This window comes from Streptomyces sp. NPDC026092 (assembly GCF_040638605.1).
In the GTDB taxonomy this organism is placed as follows: domain Bacteria; phylum Actinomycetota; class Actinomycetes; order Streptomycetales; family Streptomycetaceae; genus Streptomyces.
Map to the genome: position 1 here is coordinate 265,302 of NZ_JBEZYN010000003.1, position 26,215 is coordinate 291,516.

The following is a 26,215-nucleotide window of genomic DNA, read 5'->3' on the forward strand; positions in this document are numbered from 1 at the left end:
CTCTTCCGGCCACGGACGATGCGCGTGGTGTGTACGGGAAGGCCGGATTCGATCCCTTGACGATTCCGGACAAGGGGACGCTTGCCGGACAGCAACCGCCCCCGATCCGCCCTCGGTCGTGACCTGAGCCCGCGCATATGCCCTCTTGACCTGCAAGGCGTCCGGCCTCACGATCGCGCCCATGGGTCTACGGGTCACGCTCGTCGCAGCGGCGCGCAGCTCCTCCCTGCTCGCCGAGCGGTTCGACGACGACCGGCCGCTCGACGAGGCCGGCTGGTACGAGGTACAGCTCGCCGCGCACTCCTTGGTCCCGCTCGGCGCGGCCGAGCTGCGCTACTGCTCCCCGACGCCCCGCTCCAGGGCCACCGGCACCGCGCTCGGCTACGCCCCGCTGGCCCAGCCCGCCCTGCGCGAGTGCGACATGGGCCGCTGGCGCGGACTGACCCTCGCGGAGGTCGCGGCGCTCGAACCCGCCGCCGTCGACGCCTGGCTCACCGACCCGCGCATCGCCCCGCACGGCGGCGAGACCCTGCTCGCCTTCATCGCGCGGATTGGGAGCTGGCTCGACACCCGCCCCGCCGACGACGGCTCCATCGTCGCCGTCGCCGAACCCTCCGTCGTCCGGGCCGCCCTCGTGTACGCCCTGAAGGCGCCGCCGGCCACCTTCTGGAACGTGGACGTCCGCCCGCTGTCCACGGTCACCCTCACCGGACGTCCGGGGCTCTGGCACCTCCACCTCCAGGCGGCGGTGGGCTGAAGGCGGGCGGCCCGGCCGGGTGGGGCGCGGCGAGCGGCTAGCCTGAGAGCACGATGAACCGTTTGACCACGTCATGGGGCGAGTTCCCGCTCGCCCGCTTCCCCGAGGACCCGCGCGACCAGCTCCGTGCCTGGGACGCGTCCGACGAGTACCTGCTGAGCCACCTCGCCGAGACGGACACCGATCTGTCCGGCACGGTCGCCGTCGTCGGCGACCGCTGGGGCGCCCTCACGACGGCGCTCGCGGCCCGCCGCCCCGGCGCGCTCGCGCAGATCTCCGACTCCTACCTCGGCCGCCGGGCGACCACCGAGAACCTGGCCCGCTCGGGCGCCGCCCCGGACGCGGTACGGCTCCTCACCACCCAGGACGCGCCGCCCGAGCGGATCGACGTGCTGCTCGTGCGCGTCCCCAAGAGCCTCGCGCTCCTGGAGGACCAGCTGCACCGGCTCGCACCCGCCCTGCACGAGGGCACGGTGGTCGTCGGGACCGGCATGGTCAAGGAGATCCACACCTCCACGCTCCAGCTCTTCGAATCGATCCTGGGCCCCACGCGCACCTCGCTCGCCGCCAAGAAGGCCCGGCTGATCCTCTGCACCCCCGACCCTGCGCGGGACCGGGCCGCGAACCCCTGGCCGTACCGCTACGACCTCCCCGCCGACGCCGGTACCGTCGCCGGGCGGACCGTCGTCAACCAGGCCGGCGTCTTCTGCGCGGACCGCCTCGACATCGGCACCCGCTTCTTCCTGAAGCACCTGCCGAACGACCTCGGCCGCGCCCGGGTCGTGGACCTGGGCTGCGGGAACGGGGTCGTCGGCCTGGCCGTCGCGCTCGCCGAGCCCGAGGCGGAGCTGGTCTTCGCCGACGAGTCGTACCAGGCCGTCGCCTCGGCCGAGGAGAACTTCCGTACCCACGCGGCGCCCGGCCGCACCGCCGACTTCGTGGTCGGCGACGGGACGGCCGAGCTCGCCGCCGAGTCGGTCGACCTCGTCCTGAACAACCCGCCCTTCCACAGCCACCAGGCCACCACCGACCGCACCGCCCGCCGGATGTTCACCGACGCGCGGCGCGTCCTTCGGCCGGGCGGCGAGCTGTGGGTGGTCGGCAACCGGCACCTCGGCTACCACGTCACGTTGCGCCGGATCTTCGGCTCCTGCGAACTGGTCGCGAGCGACCCGAAGTTCGTGGTCCTGCGGGCGGTGAAGCGGACGGGTCGGGCCGGCTGACCTCAGGCCAGCGCGACCAGCTCCCGGTACTCCTCGCTCCACAGGTCCTCGTCGCCGTCCGGGAGCAGCAGCACCCGGTCGGGACGCAGCGCGTCGATCGCCCCCTCGTCGTGCGTGACCATCACGATCGCGCCCGGGTAGGTGCCGACGGCGGCCAGGACCTCGTCGCGGGAGGCGGGGTCCAGGTTGTTCGTGGGCTCGTCGAGCAGCAGGACGTTGGCGCCCGAGTGGACCAGACCGGCCAGCGCGAGCCGCGTCTTCTCGCCGCCCGAAAGCACCCCGGCCGCCTTGTCGGCGTCGTCGCCGCGGAAGAGGAACGCCCCGAGGACCCGCCGTACCTCACCGTCCGTCAGATGGGGCGCCGCGGCCGCCAGGTTGGCGCGGACCGTGCGACCGCGGTCGAGCGTCTCGTGCTCCTGCGCGAAGTACCCGATCCGCAGCCCGTGCCCGCGCACCACCCGCCCCGAGTCGGGCACCTCGACCCCCGCGAGGAGCCGCAGCAGGGTCGTCTTGCCCGCGCCGTTGAGGCCGAGCACGACGAGCCGGCTGCCCCGGTCCACGGCGAGGTCGACGCCGTCGATGACCGGTCGACCGCCCCCGTAGGACTTGGTCAGCGACACCGCGCCCAGCGGCGTCCGGCCGCACGGCGCGGGCTCGGGCAGCCGGATCCGCGCGACGCGCTCGGCCTGCCGCACCGGGTCGAGCCCGTCGAGCAGCCGGTCGGCGCGGCGCGCCATGCTCCGGGCCGTCGTCGCCGTCGCCGAGCGTGCCTTCATCTTGTCCGCCTGGGCGTGCAGCGAGGCCGCCTTGCGTTCGGCGTTGGCGCGCTCCCGGGTCCGGCGGCGCTCGTCGGCGTCCCGCTGGGCGAGGTACCGCGCCCAGCCGGTGTTGTGCACGTCGATCGTGGCGCGCGCCGGATCGAGGTGGAAGACCCGGTTGACCGTGTCGGCGAGGAGTGCCACGTCGTGGCTGATCAGCACGAGTCCGCCCTGGTGGGCGGCGAGGAAGCCGCGCAGCCAGCCGATCGAGTCGGCGTCGAGGTGGTTGGTGGGCTCGTCGAGCAGCAGCGTGCCCTCGCGGCCGTGCCCGGCGAACAGGATCCTGGCCAGCTCGACCCGGCGCTTCTGGCCGCCGGAGAGCGTGCCGACCGCCCGGTCCATGAGGTCGGCGGGCAGGCCGAGGCCGGCCGCGACCCGGGCGGCCTCGGCCTCGGCGGCGTACCCGCCGCGGGCCTCGAACTCCGCCTCGGCGCGGGCGTACAAGGCCATGCGCCGCTCGTCGGGGGCCTCGCCGAGGGCGCCGGCGGCCGTGTGCAGGGCGCGCATGGCCCGGTCGAGGCCGCGCGCGGAGAGGATGCGGTCGGTGACGGAGACGGTGGGGTCGGCGGCGTGGGAATCCTGCGCGAGATGGCCGACCGCGCCGGTACGGGAGACGGTCCCGGCGGCCGGCGGGCGCAGCCCGGCCAGGGTGTCGAGCAGGGTGGTCTTCCCCGCTCCGTTGCGACCGACGAGGCCGATCCGGTCGCCGGGGGCGACGTGGAAGGAGAGGTCGGACAGCAGGAGCCGGGCGCCGGTGCGCACGTCGGCGGCACGAACGGTGATCATGGGGTAACGCTCCGAGAAAGCAGAAGGACACACGGGTGGCGTGGAAGTGGGTCCTTGAGCTAGGAGACTCGGGGCGTAGACATGCGTACGAGGCTAACGGAGGCCCCTGACAGGGCGCATGCCGTTTTCCGCGGGGCCACCCCGGACGCGCCGCCGGGCGCCCCGGACGAGGCGCGCCGCCTCCGTCGTCGTGCGGCCGGTGAGGCGGGCGACCTCGGGCAGCGGCAGGGCGAACAGGTCGTACAGGACGAGGGCGAGCCGCTCGTCGGGGGTGAGGGAGTCCAGGGCCACGAAGAGCGCGAGCCCCGTCCCGTCCGCGAGGGCCATCGCCTCAGGCTCGGGCATCGGCGGCTCGTACGGGAGGCCCGCCGCCCGGGTCCGCAGCCGCTCCACGCACACCCGCGCGACCACCGCCGTCAGCCAGGAGTCGATCCCGCAGCGCCCGGCCGCGGTCCTGGCCGCGCCCAGCGCCTCCTCGGCCTCGTGCCGCGAGCCCAGCAGCCGCCGGGCGAGCGCCGACAGCCGCTCGTGGTGCAGGTCGAACTGCCCGGCCAGAAACGTGTCGCCGTCCATGGGGCCCTCACTCCTCCGCATCGTCCTTCGAAGCGATGACGCGCCCCTGGAGGGCGATGTGACAGCCCCTAGCGCGGTGGCCTGCGGGGGTGGGGCACGGTCGGGGCGGACCGGGACGGCCGGCCGAGGCGGACCGGGACCCCGGGCGAGTACAGGACGCTGACCGGCGCCTCGCTGGGCGTCGGGAGCCCGGCCGCGGCGAGCAGGTTCTCCTCGCAGGAGAGCAGCTCGGCCCGGTAGAGCGGCCAGCGCGGATGGTGGTTGGGCAGATACGCCGACGCGCCGAAGACCGCGTTGTGCAGGCCCCAGCGGGCGGTCAGGAAGTGCTCGAGCTCGGTGGGCTCCTCGATGCGCTCGCCCCGCTCCACCCGGAGCCGGCTGTACGCCCCGCGCGGGCCCGGCCAGCGGCGGGAGCTCGTGTAGTCGACCGTGTCGCCCTCAGTACGGACGCTCATCCGGGACCACAGGTACGGCAGCTGGAAGCCGAGACGCCCCATCACCACCGGAATCAGCCGTGACGCGTCCATCGACCGGAAGACGACACCGCGCCGCCCGTGCTCGTCGACCGAGTACAGGCGCACGTTGGTCTCAGGGAAGGAGCCCAGGTACGGGATCCCCGGCAGCCGCAGCCACCCGACCTTGTGCATCCGGAAGGCCACGAGCCCCACGTAAGTGACCCCGTCGTGGGTGTCCGGCACGGTTCCGCTCGGCAGGAGCGGGGCCACGACGTCCGGGTCGACGGCCCAGTGGACGAAGGCGAGGTCGAGCCACTCCTGGGTGAGGAGCGGGTCGCGTATGAGGGCGGGGGCGTCGGGCACGACGGACTCGGGCTGCGGCACGGCGCAAGAATCGCAGAGCGCTTCCCGGCCGAGGCGGTCACCCCCGGGCTCCGCCGCGCCCCGCCGTCCCGCCGTTGTCGTCCGCGCCCCGCCGTCCCCCTGCCCGGGCTCCGTCGACATCGACGCCCCCGCCCTCGTCGGCCGCCGCTGTCACACCCGTCTGCGATGCTGGTTGACGTGACGCTCGAAGACCTGGTGCGCCTGCGCCGCGCACGCGACGCGATGGACCGCGACTACGCCCAGCCGCTGGACGTTCCGGCCCTCGCGCGCATCGCCCTCATGTCGGCCGGGCACTTCTCCCGCAGCTTCCGTGCCGCCTTCGGGGAGACGCCGTACAGCTATCTGATGACCCGTCGCGTCGAGCGGGCGAAGGCGCTCCTGCGCCGCGGTGACCTGAGCGTCACGGAGGTCTGCTTCGCCGTGGGCTGTACGTCCCTGGGCTCGTTCAGCACGCGCTTCACCGAGCTCGTCGGCGAGAGCCCGAGCGCCTACCGGGCCCGTTGCCACGAGGCGGGCGCCCCGATCCCGGCCTGTCTCGCGAAGATCCACACGCGTCCGGTCAGGAACGGCGCGGCGGTTCACGTCCCGTAGCGGCAGCGGAATCCGTCCCCGGCTCCTATCGTCGGAGCCATGACCATCAAGCTCGCACAGTGCTTCATCGCGGTCGACGACCACGACAAGGCGGTCACCTTCTATCGGGACGTCCTCGGCATGGAAGTCCGTAACGACGTCGGCTTCGAGGGGATGCGCTGGGTCACGGTCGGCTCGCCCGAGCAGCCCGACGTGGAGATCGTCCTCGAACCGCCGCTCGCCGACCCCAACGCCTCACCCGCGGACCGCAGGGCGATGGCGGAGATGCTCGCGAAGGGCCTGCTCCGCGGGGTGATCTTCCAGACGGACGACGTCGACGCCACGTTCGAGCGCATCAGGGCCGCCGGGGGAGAGGTCCTCCAGGAGCCGGTCGACCAGCCGTACGGAGTCCGTGACTGCGCCTTCCGCGACCCCTCCGGGAACCTGCTCCGCTTCAACCAGCCCCGAAAGTCCTGACCTGGCGGACCTTCTGGAGGTGCGGGGCGGCCTCGTCGGCGGTGTACGAGGCGGCGAAGGTGAACGCGCGCGGCGACGGCCCGTGCGCCCGCAGCTCCGCAAGCCGTTCCAGGGCCTCGCCGACGGTCGGGACGTTCCCGGCGGGGACCCACCAGAGCACCAGGTGCGCCTCGACGTGCCGGGCGAACCAGTCGCGGCGCCGCCGCATGACCTCCAGGTGCCCGCTGCGATACGCGAAGTCCCACAGGGCGTCCTGGCTCTCCCACACCGACAGGTTCACGATGACGTCCTCGCCCGCCGGGCGCAGGCCCGTGGCGTCGGGCGCCCCTTCCTCCACGAGCCGCCAGACGAAGCCGGGCGCGCCGTCGGCCGCCGTGTTGACCGGGTCGAGCATCTCGACGAACGGCGCGATGCGCGGGTCGTCGATGGGGTGGAGGAGCGTGGCGACGTTGAGCTGGGCGAGGTGGAGGGCGCGCACGGGTGAGGTCATGGCGTCATCCCAGCACGGCCCCCTTTTCTATGTCAATCGTCATTGTTTTTAGAGTCTTCGACCACGACACAGCACTCTCCCGGTCGCGCGTCCATCCGGGCGCGGAGGGGGCCGTCCGTGCCGAGCAGCCCCTCCAGGAGGGCGAGGTTCATGCCGCACACGAGGGGCGGGAAACGCTCGGCGACGGCGTGGAAGGGGCAGTTGCGCATCCGGACGACCCGCGCGGCGCCCTCGGTGTCCTCCATGTGCGGCTCGTATCCGCGAGCGGCCAGCGTCCGCGTGGCCTCGTCGAGGTCGCCGCAGGGCGCGGCGGAGCCGCGCAGGGCCTCGCCCCGGCGGCGGGCGGCCGCGCAGAGCCCGGCGTCGAGCCCGGCCTGCTCGGCGGCCTCGGCGAGCAGTTCGGCGGCGGTGCGGTAGTCGCGGGCGGGCAGCGCCACCGACCACTCGGCCCGCGCCCGCGTGTAGACCTTGGCGGGCCGCCCCGCCCCCGGCCCCGAACGCCCGGTCAGCCGTCGGCTCCCGCTCTCCAGGAGCCCGGCCTCGGTCAGCCGGTCCAGATGGTGCGCGGCGAGCGTGCGCGCCACCCCGGCCGCCTCGGCGGCCTCGTTCCTGCCGACCTCGCGCCCCTGGGCCGCCACGTACTCGTACAGGCGCCGCCGTACCGGGTCCTGCAGCATCGCGATCGCGTCGATGTCCTCCATCTCGCCAGTCTAGGAACAATGGAGGTTGCAGATAGAAAGCAGGAGTCGCCCCTACGGCTTTGCATAAACCTGCGGCTATGCGTATAGTCATGCCATCCATGAGGAGGGTTCTGATGACGGTACGAGCAGCAGTGGCGGGCGCGAGCGGATACGCGGGCGGAGAGCTCCTGCGTCTTCTCCTCGCCCACCCCCATGTCGAGATCGGCACCCTGACCGGCCACTCCAACGCCGGTCAGAAGCTCGGCGGTCTTCAGCCGCACCTGCTTCCGCTCGCCGACCGCGTCCTCGCGCCGACCACCGCCGAGGCGCTCGCGGGCCACGACGTCGTCTTCCTCGCGCTGCCCCACGGGCAGTCCGCCGCCGTCGCCGAGCAGCTCGGCCCGGACACCCTCGTCGTCGACATGGGCGCCGACTTCCGGCTCCAGGACTCCGCCGACTGGGAGACCTTCTACGGCTCCCCGCACGCCGGCACCTGGCCCTACGGCCTCCCGGAACTGCCGGGCGCCCGCGCCGCGCTGGAGGGGTCCAAGCGCATCGCGGTACCCGGTTGCTACCCCACCGCCGTCTCCCTCGCACTCCTCCCCGCGTACGAGAACGGCCTCGCCGAGCCCGAAGCGGTGATCGTCGCCGCCACCGGCACCTCCGGCGCAGGCAAGGCCCTCAAGCCGCACCTGCTCGGCAGCGAGGTCATGGGCTCCATGTCCCCGTACGGCGTCGGCGGCGGCCACCGGCACACCCCCGAGATGATCCAGAACCTCAGCGCCGCCGCCGGCGAGCGCGTCGGTGTCTCCTTCACGCCCACCCTCGCGCCCATGTCCCGCGGCATCCTCGCCACCTGCTCCGCCAAGGCGAAGCCCGGGGTCACCGTGCAGGGCGTGCGCGCCGCGTACGAGAAGGCCTTCGCGGACGAGCCCTTCGTCCATCTGCTCCCCGAGGGGCAGTGGCCGGCCACCGCGTCCGTATACGGTTCCAACGCCGTTCAGATCCAGGTCGCCCACGACGTCGCGGCGGGCCGGATCATCGCGATCAGCGCCATCGACAACCTGACCAAGGGCACCGCAGGCGGTGCGGTGCAGAGCATGAACATCGCCCTCGGCCTCCCCGAGGACACCGGACTTTCCACGATTGGAGTCGCTCCATGAGCGTCACAGCGGCGAAGGGATTCACGGCGGCGGGCATCGCCGCCGGGATCAAGGAGAACGGCAACCCGGACCTGGCCCTCGTGGTCAACACCGGGCCGCGCCGCGCCGCCGCGGGAGTCTTCACCTCCAACCGCGTCAAGGCCGCGCCCGTCCTCTGGTCCCAGCAGGTCCTCAGCACCGGCGAGCTGGCAGCCGTCGTCCTCAACTCCGGCGGCGCCAACGCCTGCACCGGCCCCCAGGGCTTCCAGGACACCCACGCGACGGCCGAGAAGGTCGCCGAGGTGCTCACCGCCCGGGGTACGAACATCGGTGCCGGCGAGGTCGCCGTCGCCTCCACCGGTCTCATCGGTCTCCTCCTGCCCATGGACAAGGTCCTGGCCGGCGTCGCGAAGATCGCGGGCGAACTCTCCGAGCACGGCGGCGAGAAGGCCGCCATCGCCATCAAGACCACCGACACCGTCCACAAGACCTCCGTCGTCACGAAGGACGGCTGGACCGTCGGCGGCATGGCCAAGGGCGCGGGCATGCTCGCCCCCGGCCTCGCCACCATGCTCGTCGTCCTCACCACCGACGCCGACGTCGACAGCAAGGACCTCGACGCCGCGCTGCGGCAGTCCACCAAGGTCACCTTCGACCGGGTCGACTCCGACGGCTGCATGTCCACCAACGACACCGTCCTCCTCCTCGCCTCCGGCGCCTCCGGCATCACCCCGGAGCAGGCCGCGTTCGCCGAGGCCGTGACGGACGTCTGCCAGGACCTGGCGCGCCAGCTCATCGGCGACGCCGAGGGCGCCAGCAAGGACATCCGTATCGAGGTGATCAACGCCGCGACCGAGGACGACGCCGTCGAGGTGGGCCGCTCCATCGCCCGGAACAACCTCCTCAAGTGCGCCATCCACGGCGAGGACCCCAACTGGGGCCGGGTGCTCTCCGCCATCGGCACGACCGCCGCAGCCTTCGAGCCCGACCGGCTGAACGTCGCCATCAACGGCGTCTGGGTCTGCAAGAACGGCTCGGTCGGCGAGGACCGCGACCTCGTCGACATGCGCTACCGCGAGGTCACCATCACCGCCGACCTCGCCGCCGGCTCCGAGACGGCCGTCATCTGGGCCAACGACCTCACCGCCGACTACGTCCACGAGAACAGCGCGTACTCGTCATGACCGAGACCAGAAAGCACACCGCCCTGCCCAAGGCCGAGATCCTCATCGAGGCGCTGCCCTGGCTGACCCGTCACCACGGCAGGACGGTCGTCATCAAGTTCGGCGGCAACGCGATGATCGACGACGAGCTCAAGGCGGCCTTCGCCCAGGACGTCGTCTTCCTGCGCCACGCCGGTCTCAAGCCGGTCGTCGTGCACGGCGGCGGACCGCAGATCAGCGCCGCGCTCGACCGGCACGGCATCGTCAGCGAGTTCAAGGCCGGACTGCGGGTCACCACCGAGGACGCCATGGACGTCGTACGGATGGTGCTCGCCGGCCAGGTGCAGCGCGAACTCGTCGGCCTGCTCAACCAGCACGGACCGTTCGCCGTCGGTCTGACCGGCGAGGACGCCCACACCATCAGCGCCACCAGGCACCAGCCGGTCATCGAGGGCGAGCAGGTCGACATCGGCCGGGTCGGCGAGATCACCGCCATCGACACCGGCGCCATCGAGGCGCTCCTGGAGGACGGCCGGATCCCGGTCGTCTCCTCCATCGCCCGCTCCGAGGACGACGGACATGTCTACAACGTCAATGCTGATACGGCGGCTGCGGCTCTCGCTGCGGCGCTGGGCGCCGAGACCCTGATGGTCCTGACCGACGTCGAGGGCCTCTACGAGGACTGGCCGAACAGCGACGAGGTCATCAGCCGGCTCACCGCGAGCCAGCTGGAGAAACTCCTGCCCGAGCTCTCCAGCGGGATGGTCCCCAAGATGGAGGGCTGTCTGCACGCCGTACGGAACGGGGTCACCACGGCCCGGGTGATCGACGGCCGCGTCCAGCACTCGATCCTGCTGGAGATCTTCACCGACTCGGGCATCGGCACGATGGTCGTGCCCGACGACACGACGGGGGACGGGAAATGAGCAACGCGGACCTGGGCAACGCGGATGCGGGCAACGCGGGCCTGGCCCTCCGCTGGCAGGGCGCGCTCATGGACAACTACGGCACGCCGAAGCTGTCCCTCGTACGCGGCGAGGGCGCCAAGGTCTGGGACGCCGACGGCACCGAGTACCTCGACTTCGTCGGCGGCATCGCGGTCAACGCGCTCGGCCACGCGCACCCGGCGATCGTCGAGGCCGTGTCGCGGCAGATCGCCACGCTCGGCCATGTCTCCAACCTCTTCGTCGCCGAGCCGCCCGTCGCGCTCGCCGAGCGGCTGCTCCAGCTCTTCGGCCGGCCGGGCAGGGTCTTCTTCTGCAACTCCGGCGCCGAGGCCAACGAAGGCGCCTTCAAGATCGGCAGGCTGACCGGCCGTACCCACATGGTCGCGACCCAGGGCGGCTTCCACGGCCGGACCATGGGCTCGCTCGCCCTCACCGGCCAGCCCGGCAAGCAGACCCCGTTCCTGCCGCTGCCCGGTGACGTCACGCACGTGCCGTACGGAGACGTCGAGCCGCTGCGCGCCGCGGTCACCGAGGAGACCGCGCTCGTGATCATCGAGCCGATCCAGGGCGAGAACGGCGTGGTCGTGCCGCCCGCCGGTTACCTCCAGGCCGCCCGCGAGATCACCCGGGCCACGGGCACCCTCCTGGTCCTCGACGAGGTCCAGACGGGCGTCGGCCGGACCGGCGGGCACTGGTTCGAGTACCAGGGGCACGACGGGGTCGACCCCGACATCGTCACCCTGGCCAAGGGCCTCGGCGGCGGGCTGCCGCTCGGCGCGACCGTCGCCTTCGGTGCGGCGGCCGAGCTCTTCGAGCCCGGTCACCACGGCACGACCTTCGGCGGGAACCCGGTCGCCTGCGCCGCCGGGCTCGCGGTGATCGACACCCTCGCGGCCGGCGGAACCCTCGACGAGGTCAAGCGGCTCGGCGAGCGGCTGCGGAGCGGAATCGAGGGCCTGGACCACCCGCTGGTCTCCCATGTCCGTGGTGCGGGCCTCCTGCTGGGTATCGTGCTCACCGAGTCCCTCGCGCCCCAGGTGCAGCAGGCGGCTCAGGACGCCGGTCTCCTGGTCAACGCGCCCGCCCCCGATGTCGTACGGCTCATGCCGGCACTGATCATCACCGACGCGGAGGTGGACACGTTCCTGGCAGCGCTGCCCGGTGTCCTCGACGGAGCGGTGAACGGGCAAGGACGAACCGGAGAATGAGACGACGATGACCGACGCGCAGGAAACCGAGCACGGCGGGCCGTCCGTTCCGCAGACCCGTACCGCACGCCACCGCAGGATCGTCGACATCCTCAACCGGCAGCCGGTGCGCTCGCAGAGCCAGCTCGCCAAGCTCCTCGCGGACGACGGGCTGAGCGTCACCCAGGCGACGCTCTCCCGCGACCTCGACGAGCTCGGCGCGGTGAAGATCCGCAACACGGGCGGCGAGCTGATCTACGCGGTTCCCAGCGAGGGCGGTTTCCGCACCCCGCAGGCGCCGCTCGGCGAGTCCGCCAAGGAGGAGCGCATGCGGCGCCTCTCCGGCGAGCTGCTGATCTCCGCCGAGGCCTCCGCGAACCTGGTGGTCCTGCGGACCCCGCCGGGCGCGGCCCAGTTCCTCGCGTCGGCCATCGACCAGGCCGAACTCCACCCGATCCTCGGCACGATCGCGGGCGACGACACCGTGATGCTGATCTCCCGCGATCCGTCGGGCGGCCAGGCCCTCGCCGACCACCTGCTCAGGCTCGCGCAGAACGACCGCTAGGGCTGCGGGACGCGGCCGACTCCGCCCCCTACGGCCGTTCCGGCCGGCGGACCAGGCGGAGCAGGAGCACTCCGCCGAGCAGGGCGAGTACGGCCGCGGCGCGGAGCACCAGCTCGATGGCCGGGCCGTCGGAGGCCGCGCGGGACGCCGAGCCGCTGAGCGCCTCGAGGACCGTCGAGGCGACGGCGACGGCCAGCGCGCCGAGCAGGACCAGGGACGTCAGGACGAAGCCGGACGCGGCGGCGAGGCGGGTCTCCGGTACGTACGACTGGGTGGCGACGTTCGTCAGGGCCCAGCCGAGGCCGAGGCCCGCCCCGACCACGGCGAACACCACCAGGTACAGGCCGATCGGCGTCGACCAGGTGAGGGCGAGCAGCGAGGTGCCGCTGAGGAACATGGCGCCGGCCATGAGTACTTCGGGCCGCCATCGGTGCGCCAGGTGCCCCGAGTAGTAGCTGGCCGTACCCGCGCCGACGGAGAGCGCGAGGAAGATCAGCCCCGAGGTGAAGGGCGACAGGCCCCGCGCCTGCTGGAGGTAGAGCGCCGAGAAGACGGCGACGAGGCAGTAGACGACGTTGGACAGGGACCCGGCCAGGGTGATGGTGACGAACGGGCCGTTCCGCAGCAGTCCGAGGTCGAGCAGTGGTTCCTCACTGCGCCGTTCGATACGGGCGAAGAGGGCGAGGAGCACGGCTCCGGCGAGGAGGCAGCCCCAGGTGGCCGGGGCGGCCCAGCCCCACGAGGCGCCCTGGTCCACGCCGAGCATGACCAGCGTCAGCCCGCCCGCGATGGCGGCCGCGCCGGTCAGGTCGAGCCGACCCGAGGCCTGGGTGTCGCGGGTCTCCGGGACGTGGCGGAGCATCAGGAACACGGCGGCGGCGCAGATCGGCACGTTGAGGTAGAACACGGCACGCCAGCTGACGTGTTCGGCGAGCGTCCCGCCGACGAACGGGCCCAGGGCGGTGCCCACGGCGCTGAAGGCGAGGACCGTTCCGACGGCCCGGCCCTGCCGGTCGTCCCGGAAGTAGCCGGTGACGACGGCGACGGCGACGGGAAAGACGAAGGCGGCGGTCACGCCCTGCACGACCCGCCCCGCGACGAGCCACCCGGTGGACGGCGCCAGGCCGCAGAAGACGGAGACGGCCCCGAACCCGACGAGTCCGCAGACGAGCGTCCGCCGCCGGCCGTGGACATCGGCGACCCGCCCGCCGGTGATCATGAAGGCGCCCAGGGTGAGCATGTACCCGCTCACCAGCCACTGCAGATCGGTGGTCGGTTCGTGGAAGTCCCGGGCGATCACGGGAAGCGTGAGGTTGAGCGCGAACCAGTCCATCTGCACGATCAGCATGGACAGCGCGGCCGCCGCGATCACGGCCCGATCCCGCCCGCTGAACAGCCCCGTCCCCCGCGCGGCGCGGTTCTCGGACGGAGCCTTCATCGAGCACCTCGATTCCCGCTCTCCCTCTCATGCTGGCATCGCCCCACCCTGCCGTCGACACGCGGGCGTCCCCTCAGGACCCCGATTGACGAATCATGCAGAGCAATGCATACTCATGCATATCAGCGCTTGCAAGGTAAGGAGAAACCCGTGGCCGAGCGTGTCGTACTCGCCTACTCCGGTGGCCTGGACACCTCCGTCGCCATCGGCTGGATCGCCGAGGAGACGGGCGCCGAGGTCATCGCGGTCGCCGTCGATGTCGGTCAGGGCGGCGAGGACCTGGACGTCATCCGTAAGCGCGCCCTCGCCTGTGGGGCCGTCGAGGCCGAGGTCGCGGACGCCAAGGACGAGTTCGCCGAGGAGTACTGCCTCCCGGCGATCCAGGCCAACGCCCTCTACATGGACCGCTACCCCCTCGTCTCCGCCCTCTCCCGGCCCGCCATCGTCAAGCACCTCGTCGCCGCCGCCAAGAAGCACGGCGCCGGGATCGTCGCCCACGGCTGCACCGGCAAGGGCAACGACCAGGTCCGCTTCGAGGCCGGCATCCAGGCCCTCGGCCCCGACCTGACGTGCATCGCCCCGGTCCGGGACTACGCCATGACCCGCGACAAGGCCATCGCCTTCGCCGAGAAGGCCGACCTGCCGATCGCGACCACCAAGAAGTCCCCGTACTCCATCGACCAGAACGTCTTCGGGCGCGCCGTCGAGACCGGGTTCCTGGAAGACATCTGGAACGCGCCGATCGAGGACATCTACGAGTACACCGCGAACCCGGCCACCCCGCGCGAGGCCGACGAGGTCGTCGTCTCCTTCAAGGAGGGCGTCCCCGTCGCCGTCGACGGCAAGCCCGTCACCGTCCTCCAGGCGATCCAGCAGCTGAACGAGCGCGCCGGAGCCCAGGGCGTCGGCCGGATCGACATGGTCGAGGACCGGCTCGTCGGCATCAAGTCCCGCGAGGTGTACGAGGCTCCCGGCGCGATCGCCCTGATCACCGCCCACCAGGAGCTGGAGAACGTCACCGTCGAGCGTGAACTTGCCCGCTACAAGCGGCAGGTCGAGCAGCGCTGGGGCGAACTCGTCTACGACGGCCTCTGGTTCTCCCCGCTCAAGCGCGCGCTCGACGGCTTCATCAAGGAGGCCAACCAGCACGTCACCGGCGACGTCCGGATGACCCTGCACGGCGGCCGCGCCGTCGTCACCGGCCGGAAGTCCGAGGAGTCGCTGTACGACTTCAACCTCGCGACCTACGACTCGGGCGACACCTTCGACCAGTCCAAGGCGCAGGGCTTCATCGACATCTTCGCGCTCTCCGCGAAGATCGCCGCCCGGCGTGACCTCGCGTAACCACGACTCGTTCCACAGCCGCCTCCCCACCGCAGGGACCGGGGAGGCGGCCTTGCACCCACCCTCCCGAGGAGCAGCAGCTGTGAGCAGCAACAACGGTGACGTACGGCTCTGGGGCGGCCGTTTCGCCGACGGTCCGGCCGAGGCCCTGGCGAAGCTGTCCGCGTCGGTCCACTTCGACTGGCGCCTCGCGCCGTACGACATCGCCGGTTCCCGCGCCCACGCGCGCGTGCTCCACAAGGCCGGGCTGCTCACCGAGGACGAGCTGACGCGCATGCTCGCCGGCCTCGACCAGCTCGAAGCCGACGTCGCCGACGGCTCCTTCGTCGGCACCATCGCCGACGAGGACGTCCACACCGCCCTGGAGCGGGGCCTCCTGGAGCGCCTCGGCCCCGACCTCGGCGGCAAGCTGCGCGCCGGCCGGTCCCGCAACGACCAGGTCGCGACGCTGTTCCGGATGTACCTGCGCGACCACGCCCGGATCATCGGCGGCCTGATCGCCGACCTCCAGGACGCGCTCGTGGGCCTCGCCGAGGCCCACCCGGTCGTCGCCATGCCGGGCCGGACCCACCTCCAGCACGCTCAGCCGGTGCTCTTCGCCCATCACGTCCTCGCCCACGTCCAGTCCCTCTCCCGGGACGCGGAGCGGCTGCGGCAGTGGGACACCCGTACCGCGGTCTCGCCGTACGGCTCCGGCGCCCTGGCCGGCTCCTCCCTCGGGCTCGACCCGGAGGCGGTCGCCAAGGACCTCGGCTTCGAGCGGGGCTCGGCGGGCAACTCCATCGACGGCACCGCCTCGCGCGACTTCGTCGCCGAGTTCGCCTTCATCACCGCGATGATCGGCGTCAACCTCTCCCGTATCGCGGAGGAGATCATCATCTGGAACACGAAGGAGTTCTCCTTCGTGACGCTGCACGACGCCTTCTCCACCGGCTCGTCGATCATGCCGCAGAAGAAGAACCCGGACATCGCCGAGCTGGCGCGGGGCAAGTCGGGCCGCCTGATCGGCAACCTGAGCGGCCTGATGGCCACGCTCAAGGCGCTGCCCCTCGCGTACAACCGCGACCTCCAGGAGGACAAGGAGCCGGTCTTCGACTCCTGCGACCAGCTGGAGGTCCTGCTGCCCGCCTTCACCGGCATGATGGCCACGCTCACCGTGAACCGGGAGCGGATGGAGGAGCTGGCCCCGGCCGGCTTCTCGCTCGCGACCGACATCGCCGAGTGGCTGGTCAAGCAGGGCGTGCCGTTCCGGGTGGCGCACGAGGTGGCCGGCGAGTGCGTGAAGGTCGCCGAGGGGGAGGGCAAGGAGCTGGACGAGCTCACGGACGACCAGTTCGCCAAGATCTCCGAGCACCTCACACCCGAGGTCCGCACGGTCCTCAACGTCCCTGGCGCGCTCGCCTCCCGCGACGGCCGCGGCGGTACGGCCCCGTCGGCGGTCGCCGCCCAGCTGGTCGAGGTCAAGGCGGACCTGGTGATCCAGCACGCCTGGGCCACCGCGAAGCAGTAACCCTCGGCCGAGCAGCAACCCTCAGCCGAGCAGTAACCACCAGCACCGTCACACCGCCGCCGCCCACTCCGCGAGCGCGTCGAAGTCCGGCCGGAGCAGTCCGAGCCGGGGATCGACGTGCAGGAGCAGGGCGGCGGCGAGGTGGTTCCGGTCCACGTACTCCCGGTCGTACGACGTGATGTCGTCGTCCACCCAGGCGAACGGCCGGCCCTCCGCGTACTCCAGGATGTACTGCGTCTTCCAGAAGGTCCCGCGAGGGGCCTTTCCGTGCATCTGGGGCCAATCGATGAACGGCAGCTCGGGCAGCCCGAGATGCGGCCCTATCCAGGCGTTCGCCTCGCCCTTCCAGGTCGTCGCCCACACCAGCTCGTACGCCTCGGCGAGCGCCAGCAGCTCCGCGCCGTGCTCGGGGTTCAGCCACACCCGCAGCGGCTTGGTGTCGTGCCAGCCGTCCGGTCGCATCCGGTGCGTCGTGTAGCCCTCCGGGCGGCGCTCAGCCTGGGCCGCGTACGGATTCAGCGGCCCGTCCACGTCGATGAGCAGCAGCGGCTTGGTCATGTTCACAGCATTCCTTCCCGCCTCCCGGTGAGGCGTGGATTTATCGAATGAGACACAGATGTCTCATTCGGTGTATGGTCGTCTCATGACAGTCGACCGCGCCCAGGTGCTCCTCGCCGCCGCCGCCCTGCTCTCCCGGAAATCGACCGCCACCATGGACGAGGTCGCCCGGGCCGCGGGGATCGGCCGGGCGACCCTGCACCGGCACTTCGCCGGGCGGGACGCCCTGGTCAGGGCCCTGGAAGCGATGGGGATCGAGGAGTTCGAGGCCGCGCTCGACGCGGCGCGCCTCGACGAGGGCCCCGCCGACGAGGCCGTGCGGCGACTCGTCGCCGAGATCGAGCCCAACGCCCAGCTGATGGCCTTCCTCGTCACCGAGAACCAGCTCTTCGAGGGCGACCACGTCAACGAGGGCTGGGCCCGGCTCGACGCCCGCGTCAGCGACCTCTTCAGGCGCGGTCAGGAAGAGGGCACCTTCCGGATCGACCTGAGCCCCGCGTGGCTCACCGAGGCCCTGTACGGCCTCGCCTCCTCCTGCGCCTGGGCCGTCATGGACGGCCGGGTCGCGGCCAAGGACTTCCAATTCATGATCACCGAGCTCATGCTCGGTGGCGCACGACGGAGCGTGGAGAAATGAGCGGCACCCGCCAACTGAACCCGACGACAGGGCACGGGGTGAAGAGCCCCGGCCGCTGGCTCGCCCTCTCTGTTCTCGTCCTCGCGGTCCTCCTGGTCGCGGTGGACGCCACCGTCCTCGGGCTCGCCACACCCGCCCTCAGCGAGGACCTGAAGCCGACCGGCACCCAGCTGCTCTGGATCGGCGACATCTACTCCTTCGTCATCGCCGGACTCCTCGTCTCCATGGGCTCCCTCGGTGACCGGATCGGCCGCAAGAAGCTGCTCCTGATCGGCGCGACCGCCTTCGGCGCCGTCTCGGTGCTCAACGCCTACGCCACCAGCCCCGAGATGATGATCGTCGCCCGCGCGCTCCTCGGTGTCGCCGGTGCCACCCTGATGCCGTCGACCCTGGCGCTGATCCGGAACATCTTCCACGACCCCAAGGAGCGCAGCCTCGCCATCGGCATCTGGGGCGCCACCGCCTCGGCCGGCGCGGCCGTCGGCCCCGTCGTCGGCGGTGCACTGCTCCAGCACTTCTGGTGGGGCTCGGTCTTCCTCATCAACCTGACAGTCATGGCCGCCCTGGTCCTCGTCGGCATCAAGCTGCTGCCCGAGTCCAAGAACCCGGTCGCGGGCCCCTGGGACCTGATCAGCGTCGGGCTCTCGCTCGTCGGTGTCATCGGTGTCGTATACGCCATCAAGGAAGCCGCCTCGCACGGCCTGTCCTGGGAGATCGGGGCCGCCGCCCTCATCGGCGCCACCGCCCTGTGGGCCTTCGTACGCCGTCAGCACCGGCTGACCGCACCCCTGCTCGACATGCGGCTGTTCAGGCACCGCGGCTTCTCGGGCGCGGTCCTCGCCGACCTGCTCACCGTCTTCGGCCTGTCCGGCCTGGTCTTCTTCCTCTCCCAGTTCCTCCAGCTCGTCCAGGGCCGTGAGCCGCTGGAGGCCGGTCTGGCCGAACTGCCCGCCGCCATCGGCGCGGTGGTCACGGGTCTGGTCGCGGGCCGGTACGCCCGGCGGTTCTCCGTACGCGGCATCGTGGCCGGCGGTCTCGCGGCGATCGGGCTCGCCCTCGCCGTCGTCACCGTGATCCACAAGGACACCGGCTACCCGCTGCTCGGCGCGGCCCTGCTCGTCGTCGGCCTCGGCGCCGGTTTCTCGTTCACCGTCACGGCGGACGTGATCCTGTCCAGCGTGCCCAAGGAGCAGGCGGGTTCGGCCTCCGCCGTCTCCGAGACCGCGTACGAACTGGGCGCAGCCCTCGGCATCGCGCTCCTCGGCTCGATCGTCACCGGCGTCTACCAGGGCTTCGTGACCCCGGCGGGCGTCCCCGCGGACACCGCGGCGGCGGCGCACGAGTCGCTCGGCGGCGCGGTCGAGGCCTCCGCGGGCCTCGCCCCCGACTCGGCGAACGCCCTGGTGTCCACGGCCCAGGACGCCTTCGTCGACGGCCTCAACCTGGCGGCCGGCGTCGGCGCGGCGGTCCTGCTCGCCACGGCCGTGGCTGCCTGGTTCCTCCTGAAGGGCCAGAAGCTGGAAGACGGCATCGAGCACTGACGGATGACAAGAGAGTGGGCCCCGCACGGCGACAACAGCCGTGCGGGGCCCACCCGTTCGTCACGTCGTGCCGGCTACGCGGCCTTCGCCTTCGTGGCGTACATGTCCACGTACTCCTGGCCCGACAGGCGCATCACCTCGGCCATCACCGAGTCCGTCACCGCCCGCAGGACATAGCGGTCGCGGTCCATCCCCTCGTACCGGGAGAACTCCATCGGCTCGCCGAAGCGGACCGTCACCCGGCCCGGCCGGGGCAGCCCAGCCCCGCCCGGCTGGATCTTGTCCGTGCCGATCATCGCGAACGGCACCACCGGCGCGCCGGTCATCAGCGTCAGCCGCGCGATGCCGGTACGGCCCCGGTACAGCCGGCCGTCGGGGGAGCGCGTGCCCTCCGGGTAGATGGAGAACATCCTGCCCTCCTCCAGAACCCGGCGGCCCGTCATCAGCGCCGCGACACCGCCCCGGCCGCCGTCGCGGTCCACCGGGATCATGCCGACGCTGGTGAAGAACCAGGCCATCAGCCGACCCTTCAGGCCCTTGCCCGTGACGTACTCGTCCTTGCCGATGAAGAAGACCGGCCGGTCGATGCAGATCGGCATGATCATCGAGTCGATGAAGGTGAGGTGGTTGCCCGCCAGGATCACCGGACCCGTCCCGGGGATGTTCTCCGCGCCGTCGACACGGGGGCGGAACATCAGGCGCAGGAGCGGTCCGAGCACTGCCTTGATGAGTGCGAGACGGGACAACGGTTCCTCCGGTGTCGGGGGCGGGGACGGCGTCGTACGAGGGGGCTGTGCAGGTGAGGACGATACTCGCGGGTCGGCCCCGTCCGCACATCGGGTTCATCGAGTGGATACGCAGTGTTGACGTGTGTTTCCGCTGTGTTCGGCCCAGGTCTGTCGCACGGAGGGGCCGACTGCCTACTGTCGGAGCCGCGTTTGACAGGTGCGGGACATCACATCGAAGGAGCCTTCATGACCCAGGGTGAGCACGCGAGCCCCGCTCGACGCACGGTCCTCGGCGCGGCCGGCGCGGCCGTGACCGGGGTGGCCGGAGCCGCCGTCCTCGGCGCCTCCGCGGTCCTCGCCGCCGGCCCGGCACAGGCAGCCGAGGCCCAGGGCGCGAGCCAGGACCGCAGACACGGCCACGGGCACGGGTACCGCTCCCTCCCCGTCCCCACCGTGATCGCCCACCGCGGCGCGAGCGGCTACCGCCCCGAGCACACGCTGGGCTCCTACCAGCTCGCCCTCGACCTCGGCGCCCACGTGATCGAGCAGGACCTCGTCCCCACCAAGGACGGCCACCTGGTCTGCCGCCACGAGAACGACATCACCGGCACGACCGACGTCGCCGACCACCCCGAGTTCGCCTCCCGCAGGACCACCAAGTCCGTGGACGGCGTCTCGTACACCGGCTGGTTCACCGAGGACTTCACGCTCGCCGAGCTCAAGACACTGCGCGCCAAGGAGCGCATCCCGGCGACCCGTCAGGAGAACACCCTCTACGACGGCCGCTGGCAGATCCCGACCTTCGAGGAGGTCCTCCGCTGGGCCGAGCGCGAGGGCCGCCGCCGGGGCCGCCCGGTCTGGCTGCACGTCGAGACCAAGCACCCCAGCTACTTCCGCTCCCTCGGCCTCGGCCTGGAGGAGCCCCTCGCCAAGCTGCTGCGCCGGTACGGCCGCCACCGCGCCGACTCCCCGGTCTTCCTCCAGTCCTTCGAGCCCAGCAGCATCCAGCGCCTGGCGAAGCTGGTGAACTCGCCGCGTGTCGTGCTGCTCTCCGCCGCGAGCAGCCGCCCCTGGGACTTCGTCCAGGCGGGTGACCCGCGCACCGTCGCCGACCTGGTCACGCCGCAGGGCCTGCGCTGGATCGCCTCGTACGCGCAGGGCATCGGCCCGACCCTGGACCTGGTCATCCCGCGCGACGCGACCGGCAAGCTCGGCACCCCGACGACCCTGGTGCGCGACGCCCACGCGCAGGGCCTGATCCTCCACCCGTACACCCAGCGCAACGAGAACAGCTTCCTGCCCGCAGACTTCCGCCGCGGGACCGACCCGAACGCGTACGGCGACGTCTTCGGCGCCCTGAAGACCTACCTGGCGACGGGCATCGACGGCATCTTCTCCGACAACCCGGACACGGCCCTGCTGGCCGCCGCGGACGCCACGAGCGGCTGAGCCTCCCTCACCACGGCCCAAACCACCCGGCCGGAAACGCCCGGCCGGGTGGTTTACGCACCGGACCGCAACCGCCCGCGACGGCGGGCCGTCGTGCCGGTCATGACCGACCCCCACCTCCTCCGCACCCTCGCCCCCCTCCTCGCCGCCGAGTCCAAGGCCGAGGCCCCGGCCGCCGGCGTGGACGCCGGGGACCTCGAACAGGCCGTCTGGGTCAAGCTCCTCGAACGCCTCCAGGACGACGACGCGCCCACCCACCCCGCCGACTGGCTCCGCCGCGCCGTCCGCGCCGAGGCCCGTCGCGCCCGGCGCGCCGCCCTGCGGGAGCGCCCGTACCCGGGCGAGGAGGCCGGCGATCCGCACGACGCCACCCCCGAGTCCACCGCCCTGACGACCGAACGCCGCCGCGCCGTCCGCGCCGCCGTCCGCCGCACCCCCGGTCACTGCCCACGGCTGCTCACCGCGATGCTCGACCCCGCCGACCCCACCTACCGAGAAATCGCAGGAGAGTTGGGTATCTCACAGGGCAGTCTGGGGCCCATGCGTTCCCGTTGCCTGGGATGCCTGCGCAGAATGCTGGCTGCAGAGGTTCCTGCGGCGACCCCGAGGGGAAGGGTGCGGGAGACCGACCGGTGGACCAGGTGAGCGGGAGGCATGCACACATGGGCATGAGCGTGACCATCTCAGCGGCTGACGCGCAGGACGCGGAGCACATACTGAAGTTGCAGTACCTCTGTTACCAGAGCGAGGCCGAGCTCTACGGCGACTACGCCATCGAGCCGCTCACCCAGACCCTCGACGCCCTGCGCGCCGAACTCTCCGAGGGCTACGGGCTCGTGGCCCGCCTCGGCGACGAGATCGTCGCCTCCGTCCGCGGTCGCGTCGACGAGGCCGGCACCGTACGGATCTCCAAGCTCATCGTCCACCCCCGCATGCAGCGCCACGGCCTCGGCGGCCGGCTCCTCGACGCCATCGAGGGCCACTTCGCCGGCGACCCGGCGCCCACCGCCAAGCGCTTCCAGCTCTTCACGGGCCACCGCAGCGAGGGCAACCTCCGGCTGTACCGCAGCAAGGGGTACGAGCAGGTGGCCGCCCGCGAGATCGGCCCCCGGCTCACGCTCGTGACCCTGGAGAAGGCGGCCTGAACGCCTAAGCGGCCTCGACGGCGGTCGTCCGCGACCGCCGCAGCCACCAGATCCCGGTCACCGGCAGCAGGATCGGGATGAAGATGTAGCCGTAGCCGTAGTCCGACCAGACCGTGGCGTCGGGGAACGCGGACGGGTCGGCCAGCGTCCAGGTCCCCACGGTCAGTACGCCCACCAGCTCGGCGGCGCAGCACACCAGCGCCGCCCTGCGGGCCGTCTCCCCACCGCGGACCAGCGTGTACGTGATGAAGGCGTACACCACGGCCGCCACCGCCGACAGCGCGTACGCGAGCGGCGCCCGGTCGAACTCGGTCGCGATCTGGTAGATCGAGCGCGAGACCGCGCCGACCGACATCACCCCGTACAGCCAGACCAGCAGCATGCCGGGGCCCGTGACCAGGCGCGTGCCCGTGCCGGTCTCCTGCGTCGCGGTCATCAGCCCACCGTCCAGATGTCGAAGAGACGTACTTCCAGGACCGCGAGCACGACCCCGCTCGCCGCCACCGTCGCCGAGCCCCAGCGGCTGCGCTCCGTCAGCGACATGAAGCCGGCCGCGGGCACCGCGCACAGCGCGCCCAGCAGGTACGCGACGAAGATCGTCGTCCCCTCCTCGGCCTGGTCGCCGCCGGCGAGCCGCACGATGCCGACGACCAGCTGCACCAGGGCGAGGAAGGTCACCACGGCCATGCCGATGAAGTGCCAGTCCTTGGTCGGCTGGTCGCGGGTGAAGGCGAAGCCGCACCAGGCGGCGAGGGCGAGCGCGGCCACCGAGACCGCGACCGTCAGGGCGTCAAGCATGCGCCCGAGGGTATTACGGGCCGAAAGGCCCGATGCGCTCACCCCCCACCCGCCCCGTAGGGTCGGGGGCCATGAAGATACGCGCGGAAGCCCTCCTGTTCGACAACGACGGAACCCTCGTCTCCTCCATGGCGTCCGTGTACCGCTGCTGGACCCGCTGGGCGCAGGAGTACGGGATCACGGCCGAGGACTTCGCCCGCGTCGAGCTGCACGGCCGCCCCGCCGCCGAGATCATCGCCGACCTGCTGCCCGCCGCCCGGGTGCCGGACGCCCTGCGCCGCATCGAGCAGCTCGAGGTCGAGGACGTACCCGGCGGCGTCGAGCTGCTGCCCGGCACCAAGGAACTGCTCTCCTCCCTCCCGGCCGACCGCTGGGCCGTCGTCACCTCCGCGACCCGCCCGCTCGGCGAGGCGCGGCTGCGCGAGGCCGGCATCGACTTCGCCACCCTCGTCGCCGCCGACGACATCACGCGCGGCAAGCCCGACCCGGAGCCCTTCCTGCTCGCCGCCGCGAAACTCGGCGTCGACCCGGCCGCCTGCGTGGTCTTCGAGGACGCCCCCGCAGGTCTCGCCGCCGGCCGCGCCGCGGGCATGCGGACCGTGGCCTTGGCCACAACCCACGACCGCGCCGAGCTCGACGCGGACTTCGTCGTCACCGACCTCTCCGCCGTATCCGCGCAGGCCACGGACGGGGGAGTGGAGATCGTCCTGGGCGTCTGACGCCCGCCGGGGGTGTCCGCATACTGTCTCAACGACGTCCGCTATTCGGACACCCCCGAAGTCGTCGTACCCCTGCGTGCTTTACTTGCAGACATGACCACGACGAGCAGCCGCACCCTTGCGACCGAGGCGATCACGACGCCCGGTGCTCGTTGTATGTGTCGAATGTGCGCCTTCTGAGGGCCCCCGCCTGCGCCTCGCGCCCCGAAGCGAGACACGACGGCCGAGCCGATCCGCACGCCCCGAGCGACGGACCGTGCCTGCCCCGCGCGCGTGCTGCCTCCGGTTCACCCACCGAAGCGGCCGATCCGCGCCTGACTGTCCGAACGACGAATGCCCCGTGCCCGGCGGACCCCGCGCCGTGCACTCGACAGTGACGGAAACCCCTGTGATCACCACTTCGGGCCTGACCAAGGTCTACGAGTCGCGAGGCCGCCAGGTCACCGCTCTGGACGGCGTCGACCTCCACGTCCGCGAGGGCGAGGTGTTCGGCGTGATCGGCCAGAGCGGCGCCGGCAAGTCCTCGCTCATCCGCTGCGTCAACCTCCTGGAGCGCCCCACCTCCGGCACCGTGACCGTGGACGGCGTCGACCTCACCGCGCTCGCCGCCACCGGCCGCCGCGCCGGCAAGGACCTGCGCCGCGCGCGCAGCAGCATCGGCATGGTCTTCCAGCACTTCAACCTGCTGTCCTCCCGCACGGTCAAGGACAACATCGAACTCCCCCTGGAGATCCTCGGCGTCTCCGGCGCCGAGCGCACCCGCCGCGCCCTGGAACTCCTCGACCTCGTCGGCCTCGCCGACAAGGCCAAGGCCTACCCCGGCCAGCTCTCCGGCGGCCAGAAGCAGCGCGTCGGCATAGCCCGCGCCCTGGCCGGCAACCCCAAGGTCCTGCTCTCCGACGAGGCCACCAGCGCCCTCGACCCGGAGACCACCCGCTCCATCCTCCAGCTGCTGCGCGACCTCAACCAGCAGCTCGGCCTCACCGTCCTGCTCATCACGCACGAGATGGACGTCGTCAAGACGATCTGCGACTCGGCCGCTCTGATGCAGCGGGGCAGGATCGTCGAGTCCGGCACCGTGAGCGAACTGCTCGCCACCCCCGGCTCCGAACTGGCCGCCGAACTCTTCCCGGTCAGCGGCGCCGCCACCGGCCCCGACCGCACGGTCGTCGACGTCACCTTCCACGGCGAGGCCGCCACCCAGCCGGTGATCTCCCAGCTCTCCCGTACGTACAACATCGACATCTCGATCCTCGGCGCCGCCATGGACACCGTCGGCGGCAAGCAGATCGGCCGGATGCGGATCGAACTGCCCGGCCGTTACGAGGAGAACGTCGTGCCCGTCGGCTTCCTGCGCGAGCAGGGCCTCCAGGTCGACGTCGTCGAAGAGGACGCCGCCGCCGGCGCCGTACTCGTCAAGGAAGGTGCCAAGTGACCTGGTCGGAGATGCAGCCGCTGCTGGAGCAGGGCACCGTCGACACCCTCTACATGGTCCTGTGGGCCACGTTCGTCACCGTCCTCGGCGGACTGCCGCTCGGCATCCTCCTCGTCCTCACGGACAAGGGCGGACTGCTGCAGAACACCGTGGTCAACAAGGTCGTCGGCGTGATCGTGAACATCGGCCGCTCGCTGCCGTTCATCATCCTGCTGATCGCCCTGATCCCCTTCACGACCTTCGTCGTCGGCACCTTCATCGGCCCCACCGCGATGATCGTCCCGCTCGCCATCGGCGCCATCCCGTTCTTCGCGCGGCTCGTCGAGACCTCGATCCGCGAGGTCGACCACGGCCTCGTGGAGGCCGTCCAGTCCATGGGCGGCTCCGTGCCGACGATCATCCGCAAGGTGCTGCTGCCGCAGGCGCTGCCCTCGCTGGTCTCCGGGACCACCACCACCGTCATCGTGCTAATCGGCTACTCCGCGATGGCCGGCGCGGTCGGCGGCGAAGGCCTCGGCTCCAAGGCGATCACCTACGGATACCAGCGCTTCGACACCCAGTTCATGCTGGTCACCGTCGTCGTCCTGATCGCGATCGTCACCGTCGTCCAGCTCATCGGCGACCTCGCCGTCCGGCTCCTCGCCCGCCGCGGCCGGACCGCGTAACCACAGACTTCGTCCTTCGAAGAAGAGCCCG

The 26,215-nt window shown here is 71.8% G+C and carries 29 protein-coding genes; 19 read left to right on the forward strand and 10 right to left on the reverse strand.

From position 1 onward, the window contains the following. The first annotated feature begins 181 nt into the window (after positions 1–181). Both AB0F56_RS06175 and AB0F56_RS06180 read left to right on the forward strand, forming a co-directional pair. Positions 182–757 carry a histidine phosphatase family protein gene (locus AB0F56_RS06175; protein ID WP_362004597.1) on the forward strand — a complete coding sequence of 192 codons (576 nt, stop codon included), beginning with the start codon at positions 182–184 and terminating at the stop codon, positions 755–757. Positions 758–810: 53 nt separating this feature from the next. Then, positions 811–1,980: a methyltransferase gene (locus AB0F56_RS06180; protein ID WP_362004600.1), complete on the forward strand. Its 1,170-nt coding sequence runs from the start codon at positions 811–813 to the stop codon at positions 1,978–1,980. Positions 1,981–1,982: 2 nt separating this feature from the next. On the opposite strand, the gene AB0F56_RS06185 is transcribed toward AB0F56_RS06180, so the two are convergent. From AB0F56_RS06185 to AB0F56_RS06195, 3 genes are all read right to left on the reverse strand, one after another. Beyond that, entirely contained in the window at positions 1,983–3,584 is a 1,602-nt protein-coding gene (locus AB0F56_RS06185) for an ABC-F family ATP-binding cassette domain-containing protein (protein WP_362004602.1), read from the reverse strand. A gap of 93 nt (positions 3,585–3,677) precedes the next feature. Continuing rightward, positions 3,678–4,157, reverse strand: a complete 480-nt coding sequence (locus AB0F56_RS06190; protein WP_362004604.1) for a sigma factor-like helix-turn-helix DNA-binding protein — start codon at positions 4,155–4,157, stop codon at positions 3,678–3,680. Positions 4,158–4,225: 68 nt separating this feature from the next. After that, positions 4,226–4,996: a DUF2071 domain-containing protein gene (locus AB0F56_RS06195; RefSeq protein ID WP_362004607.1), complete on the reverse strand. Its 771-nt coding sequence runs from the start codon at positions 4,994–4,996 to the stop codon at positions 4,226–4,228. A gap of 177 nt (positions 4,997–5,173) precedes the next feature. Between AB0F56_RS06195 and AB0F56_RS06200 the strand changes: the two genes are divergently transcribed. Both AB0F56_RS06200 and AB0F56_RS06205 read left to right on the forward strand, forming a co-directional pair. Then, the gene (locus tag AB0F56_RS06200) at positions 5,174–5,587 is read left to right on the forward strand and encodes a helix-turn-helix transcriptional regulator (RefSeq protein WP_362004610.1); all 414 of its coding nucleotides are present in this window, start codon (positions 5,174–5,176) and stop codon (positions 5,585–5,587) included. Positions 5,588–5,626: 39 nt separating this feature from the next. Further along, positions 5,627–6,043, forward strand: coding sequence for a VOC family protein (locus tag AB0F56_RS06205; RefSeq protein WP_362004613.1), 417 nt, complete (start codon positions 5,627–5,629; stop codon positions 6,041–6,043). On the opposite strand, the gene AB0F56_RS06210 is transcribed toward AB0F56_RS06205, so the two are convergent. Beyond that, positions 6,021–6,533, reverse strand: coding sequence for a DUF3291 domain-containing protein (locus tag AB0F56_RS06210; protein WP_362004615.1), 513 nt, complete (start codon positions 6,531–6,533; stop codon positions 6,021–6,023). The two genes, AB0F56_RS06205 and AB0F56_RS06210, sit on opposite strands and share 23 nt — an antisense overlap. 32 nt (positions 6,534–6,565) lie before the next feature. Then, positions 6,566–7,234 carry a helix-turn-helix domain-containing protein gene (locus AB0F56_RS06215; protein ID WP_362004618.1) on the reverse strand — a complete coding sequence of 223 codons (669 nt, stop codon included), beginning with the start codon at positions 7,232–7,234 and terminating at the stop codon, positions 6,566–6,568. Between the two features lie 113 nt (positions 7,235–7,347). Here AB0F56_RS06215 and argC point away from each other — a divergent pair, with 113 nt between their 5' ends. From argC to AB0F56_RS06240, 5 genes are read left to right on the forward strand one after another with little or no spacing between them, the layout of a single operon-like run. Then, positions 7,348–8,376 (forward strand): N-acetyl-gamma-glutamyl-phosphate reductase, encoded by a 1,029-nt coding sequence (gene argC / locus AB0F56_RS06220; RefSeq protein ID WP_362004620.1) that lies wholly within the window; start codon positions 7,348–7,350, stop codon positions 8,374–8,376. Continuing rightward, entirely contained in the window at positions 8,373–9,539 is a 1,167-nt protein-coding gene (gene argJ, locus AB0F56_RS06225) for a bifunctional glutamate N-acetyltransferase/amino-acid acetyltransferase ArgJ (protein WP_362004623.1), read from the forward strand. The genes argC and argJ overlap by 4 nt, the downstream gene beginning before the upstream one ends. Then, positions 9,536–10,444 (forward strand): acetylglutamate kinase, encoded by a 909-nt coding sequence (gene argB, locus AB0F56_RS06230; protein WP_362004625.1) that lies wholly within the window; start codon positions 9,536–9,538, stop codon positions 10,442–10,444. Before argJ ends, argB begins: the two co-directional genes overlap by 4 nt. Continuing rightward, positions 10,441–11,673: an acetylornithine transaminase gene (locus AB0F56_RS06235; protein WP_362004628.1), complete on the forward strand. Its 1,233-nt coding sequence runs from the start codon at positions 10,441–10,443 to the stop codon at positions 11,671–11,673. The genes argB and AB0F56_RS06235 overlap by 4 nt, the downstream gene beginning before the upstream one ends. Before the next feature lie 7 nt (positions 11,674–11,680). Then, on the forward strand, positions 11,681–12,217 hold the full coding sequence (locus AB0F56_RS06240; protein WP_362004631.1) for an arginine repressor: 537 nt from the start codon (positions 11,681–11,683) through the stop codon (positions 12,215–12,217). 28 nt (positions 12,218–12,245) lie between these two features. Here AB0F56_RS06240 and AB0F56_RS06245 read toward each other — a convergent pair whose 3' ends face one another. Then, positions 12,246–13,655, reverse strand: coding sequence for an MFS transporter (locus AB0F56_RS06245; protein ID WP_362004633.1), 1,410 nt, complete (start codon positions 13,653–13,655; stop codon positions 12,246–12,248). A 150-nt stretch (positions 13,656–13,805) separates the two neighbouring features. Between AB0F56_RS06245 and AB0F56_RS06250 the strand changes: the two genes are divergently transcribed. Together AB0F56_RS06250 and argH are read left to right on the forward strand one after the other, a co-directional pair. Beyond that, the gene (locus AB0F56_RS06250) at positions 13,806–14,999 is read left to right on the forward strand and encodes an argininosuccinate synthase (protein ID WP_362004636.1); all 1,194 of its coding nucleotides are present in this window, start codon (positions 13,806–13,808) and stop codon (positions 14,997–14,999) included. A gap of 82 nt (positions 15,000–15,081) precedes the next feature. After that, positions 15,082–16,509: an argininosuccinate lyase gene (gene argH / locus AB0F56_RS06255; protein WP_362004639.1), complete on the forward strand. Its 1,428-nt coding sequence runs from the start codon at positions 15,082–15,084 to the stop codon at positions 16,507–16,509. A 48-nt stretch (positions 16,510–16,557) separates the two neighbouring features. Here the strand turns inward: argH and AB0F56_RS06260 are convergent, their stop codons facing one another. After that, complete coding sequence (locus AB0F56_RS06260; RefSeq protein ID WP_362004641.1) at positions 16,558–17,067, reverse strand: HAD domain-containing protein; 510 nt, start codon at positions 17,065–17,067, stop codon at positions 16,558–16,560. Between the two features lie 85 nt (positions 17,068–17,152). Between AB0F56_RS06260 and AB0F56_RS06265 the strand changes: the two genes are divergently transcribed. Both AB0F56_RS06265 and AB0F56_RS06270 read left to right on the forward strand, forming a co-directional pair. Then, a complete protein-coding gene (locus AB0F56_RS06265; RefSeq protein ID WP_362004643.1) occupies positions 17,153–17,704 on the forward strand; it encodes a helix-turn-helix domain-containing protein in 552 nt (183 codons plus the stop codon). After that, entirely contained in the window at positions 17,701–19,245 is a 1,545-nt protein-coding gene (locus AB0F56_RS06270; RefSeq protein WP_362004646.1) for an MFS transporter, read from the forward strand. The genes AB0F56_RS06265 and AB0F56_RS06270 overlap by 4 nt, the downstream gene beginning before the upstream one ends. Positions 19,246–19,319: 74 nt before the next feature. Here AB0F56_RS06270 and AB0F56_RS06275 read toward each other — a convergent pair whose 3' ends face one another. Then, positions 19,320–19,991, reverse strand: coding sequence for a lysophospholipid acyltransferase family protein (locus tag AB0F56_RS06275; RefSeq protein WP_362004647.1), 672 nt, complete (start codon positions 19,989–19,991; stop codon positions 19,320–19,322). A gap of 228 nt (positions 19,992–20,219) precedes the next feature. On the opposite strand from AB0F56_RS06275, the gene AB0F56_RS06280 reads away from it, so the two are divergent. From AB0F56_RS06280 to AB0F56_RS06290, 3 genes are all read left to right on the forward strand, one after another. Then, positions 20,220–21,422: a glycerophosphodiester phosphodiesterase gene (locus tag AB0F56_RS06280; protein ID WP_362004649.1), complete on the forward strand. Its 1,203-nt coding sequence runs from the start codon at positions 20,220–20,222 to the stop codon at positions 21,420–21,422. A 102-nt stretch (positions 21,423–21,524) separates the two neighbouring features. Continuing rightward, complete coding sequence (locus AB0F56_RS06285) at positions 21,525–22,067, forward strand: sigma-70 family RNA polymerase sigma factor (RefSeq protein WP_362004652.1); 543 nt, start codon at positions 21,525–21,527, stop codon at positions 22,065–22,067. Between the two features lie 17 nt (positions 22,068–22,084). Further along, positions 22,085–22,567 carry a GNAT family N-acetyltransferase gene (locus tag AB0F56_RS06290; protein WP_362004654.1) on the forward strand — a complete coding sequence of 161 codons (483 nt, stop codon included), beginning with the start codon at positions 22,085–22,087 and terminating at the stop codon, positions 22,565–22,567. A gap of 4 nt (positions 22,568–22,571) precedes the next feature. Here AB0F56_RS06290 and AB0F56_RS06295 read toward each other — a convergent pair whose 3' ends face one another. Then, positions 22,572–23,003, reverse strand: a complete 432-nt coding sequence (locus AB0F56_RS06295; protein WP_362004657.1) for a hypothetical protein — start codon at positions 23,001–23,003, stop codon at positions 22,572–22,574. Beyond that, the gene (locus tag AB0F56_RS06300; RefSeq protein ID WP_362004660.1) at positions 23,003–23,365 is read right to left on the reverse strand and encodes a hypothetical protein; all 363 of its coding nucleotides are present in this window, start codon (positions 23,363–23,365) and stop codon (positions 23,003–23,005) included. The genes AB0F56_RS06295 and AB0F56_RS06300 overlap by 1 nt, the downstream gene beginning before the upstream one ends. A 71-nt stretch (positions 23,366–23,436) precedes the next feature. On the opposite strand from AB0F56_RS06300, the gene AB0F56_RS06305 reads away from it, so the two are divergent. The 3 genes from AB0F56_RS06305 (at position 23,437) to AB0F56_RS06315 (ending at position 26,184) form a co-directional block, all read left to right on the forward strand. After that, positions 23,437–24,084, forward strand: a complete 648-nt coding sequence (locus AB0F56_RS06305) for an HAD-IA family hydrolase (protein WP_362004661.1) — start codon at positions 23,437–23,439, stop codon at positions 24,082–24,084. 340 nt (positions 24,085–24,424) lie between these two features. Beyond that, positions 24,425–25,519: an ATP-binding cassette domain-containing protein gene (locus tag AB0F56_RS06310; protein ID WP_362004664.1), complete on the forward strand. Its 1,095-nt coding sequence runs from the start codon at positions 24,425–24,427 to the stop codon at positions 25,517–25,519. Continuing rightward, positions 25,516–26,184 carry a methionine ABC transporter permease gene (locus tag AB0F56_RS06315; RefSeq protein WP_362004667.1) on the forward strand — a complete coding sequence of 223 codons (669 nt, stop codon included), beginning with the start codon at positions 25,516–25,518 and terminating at the stop codon, positions 26,182–26,184. Before AB0F56_RS06310 ends, AB0F56_RS06315 begins: the two co-directional genes overlap by 4 nt. Positions 26,185–26,215: the final 31 nt, after the last annotated feature.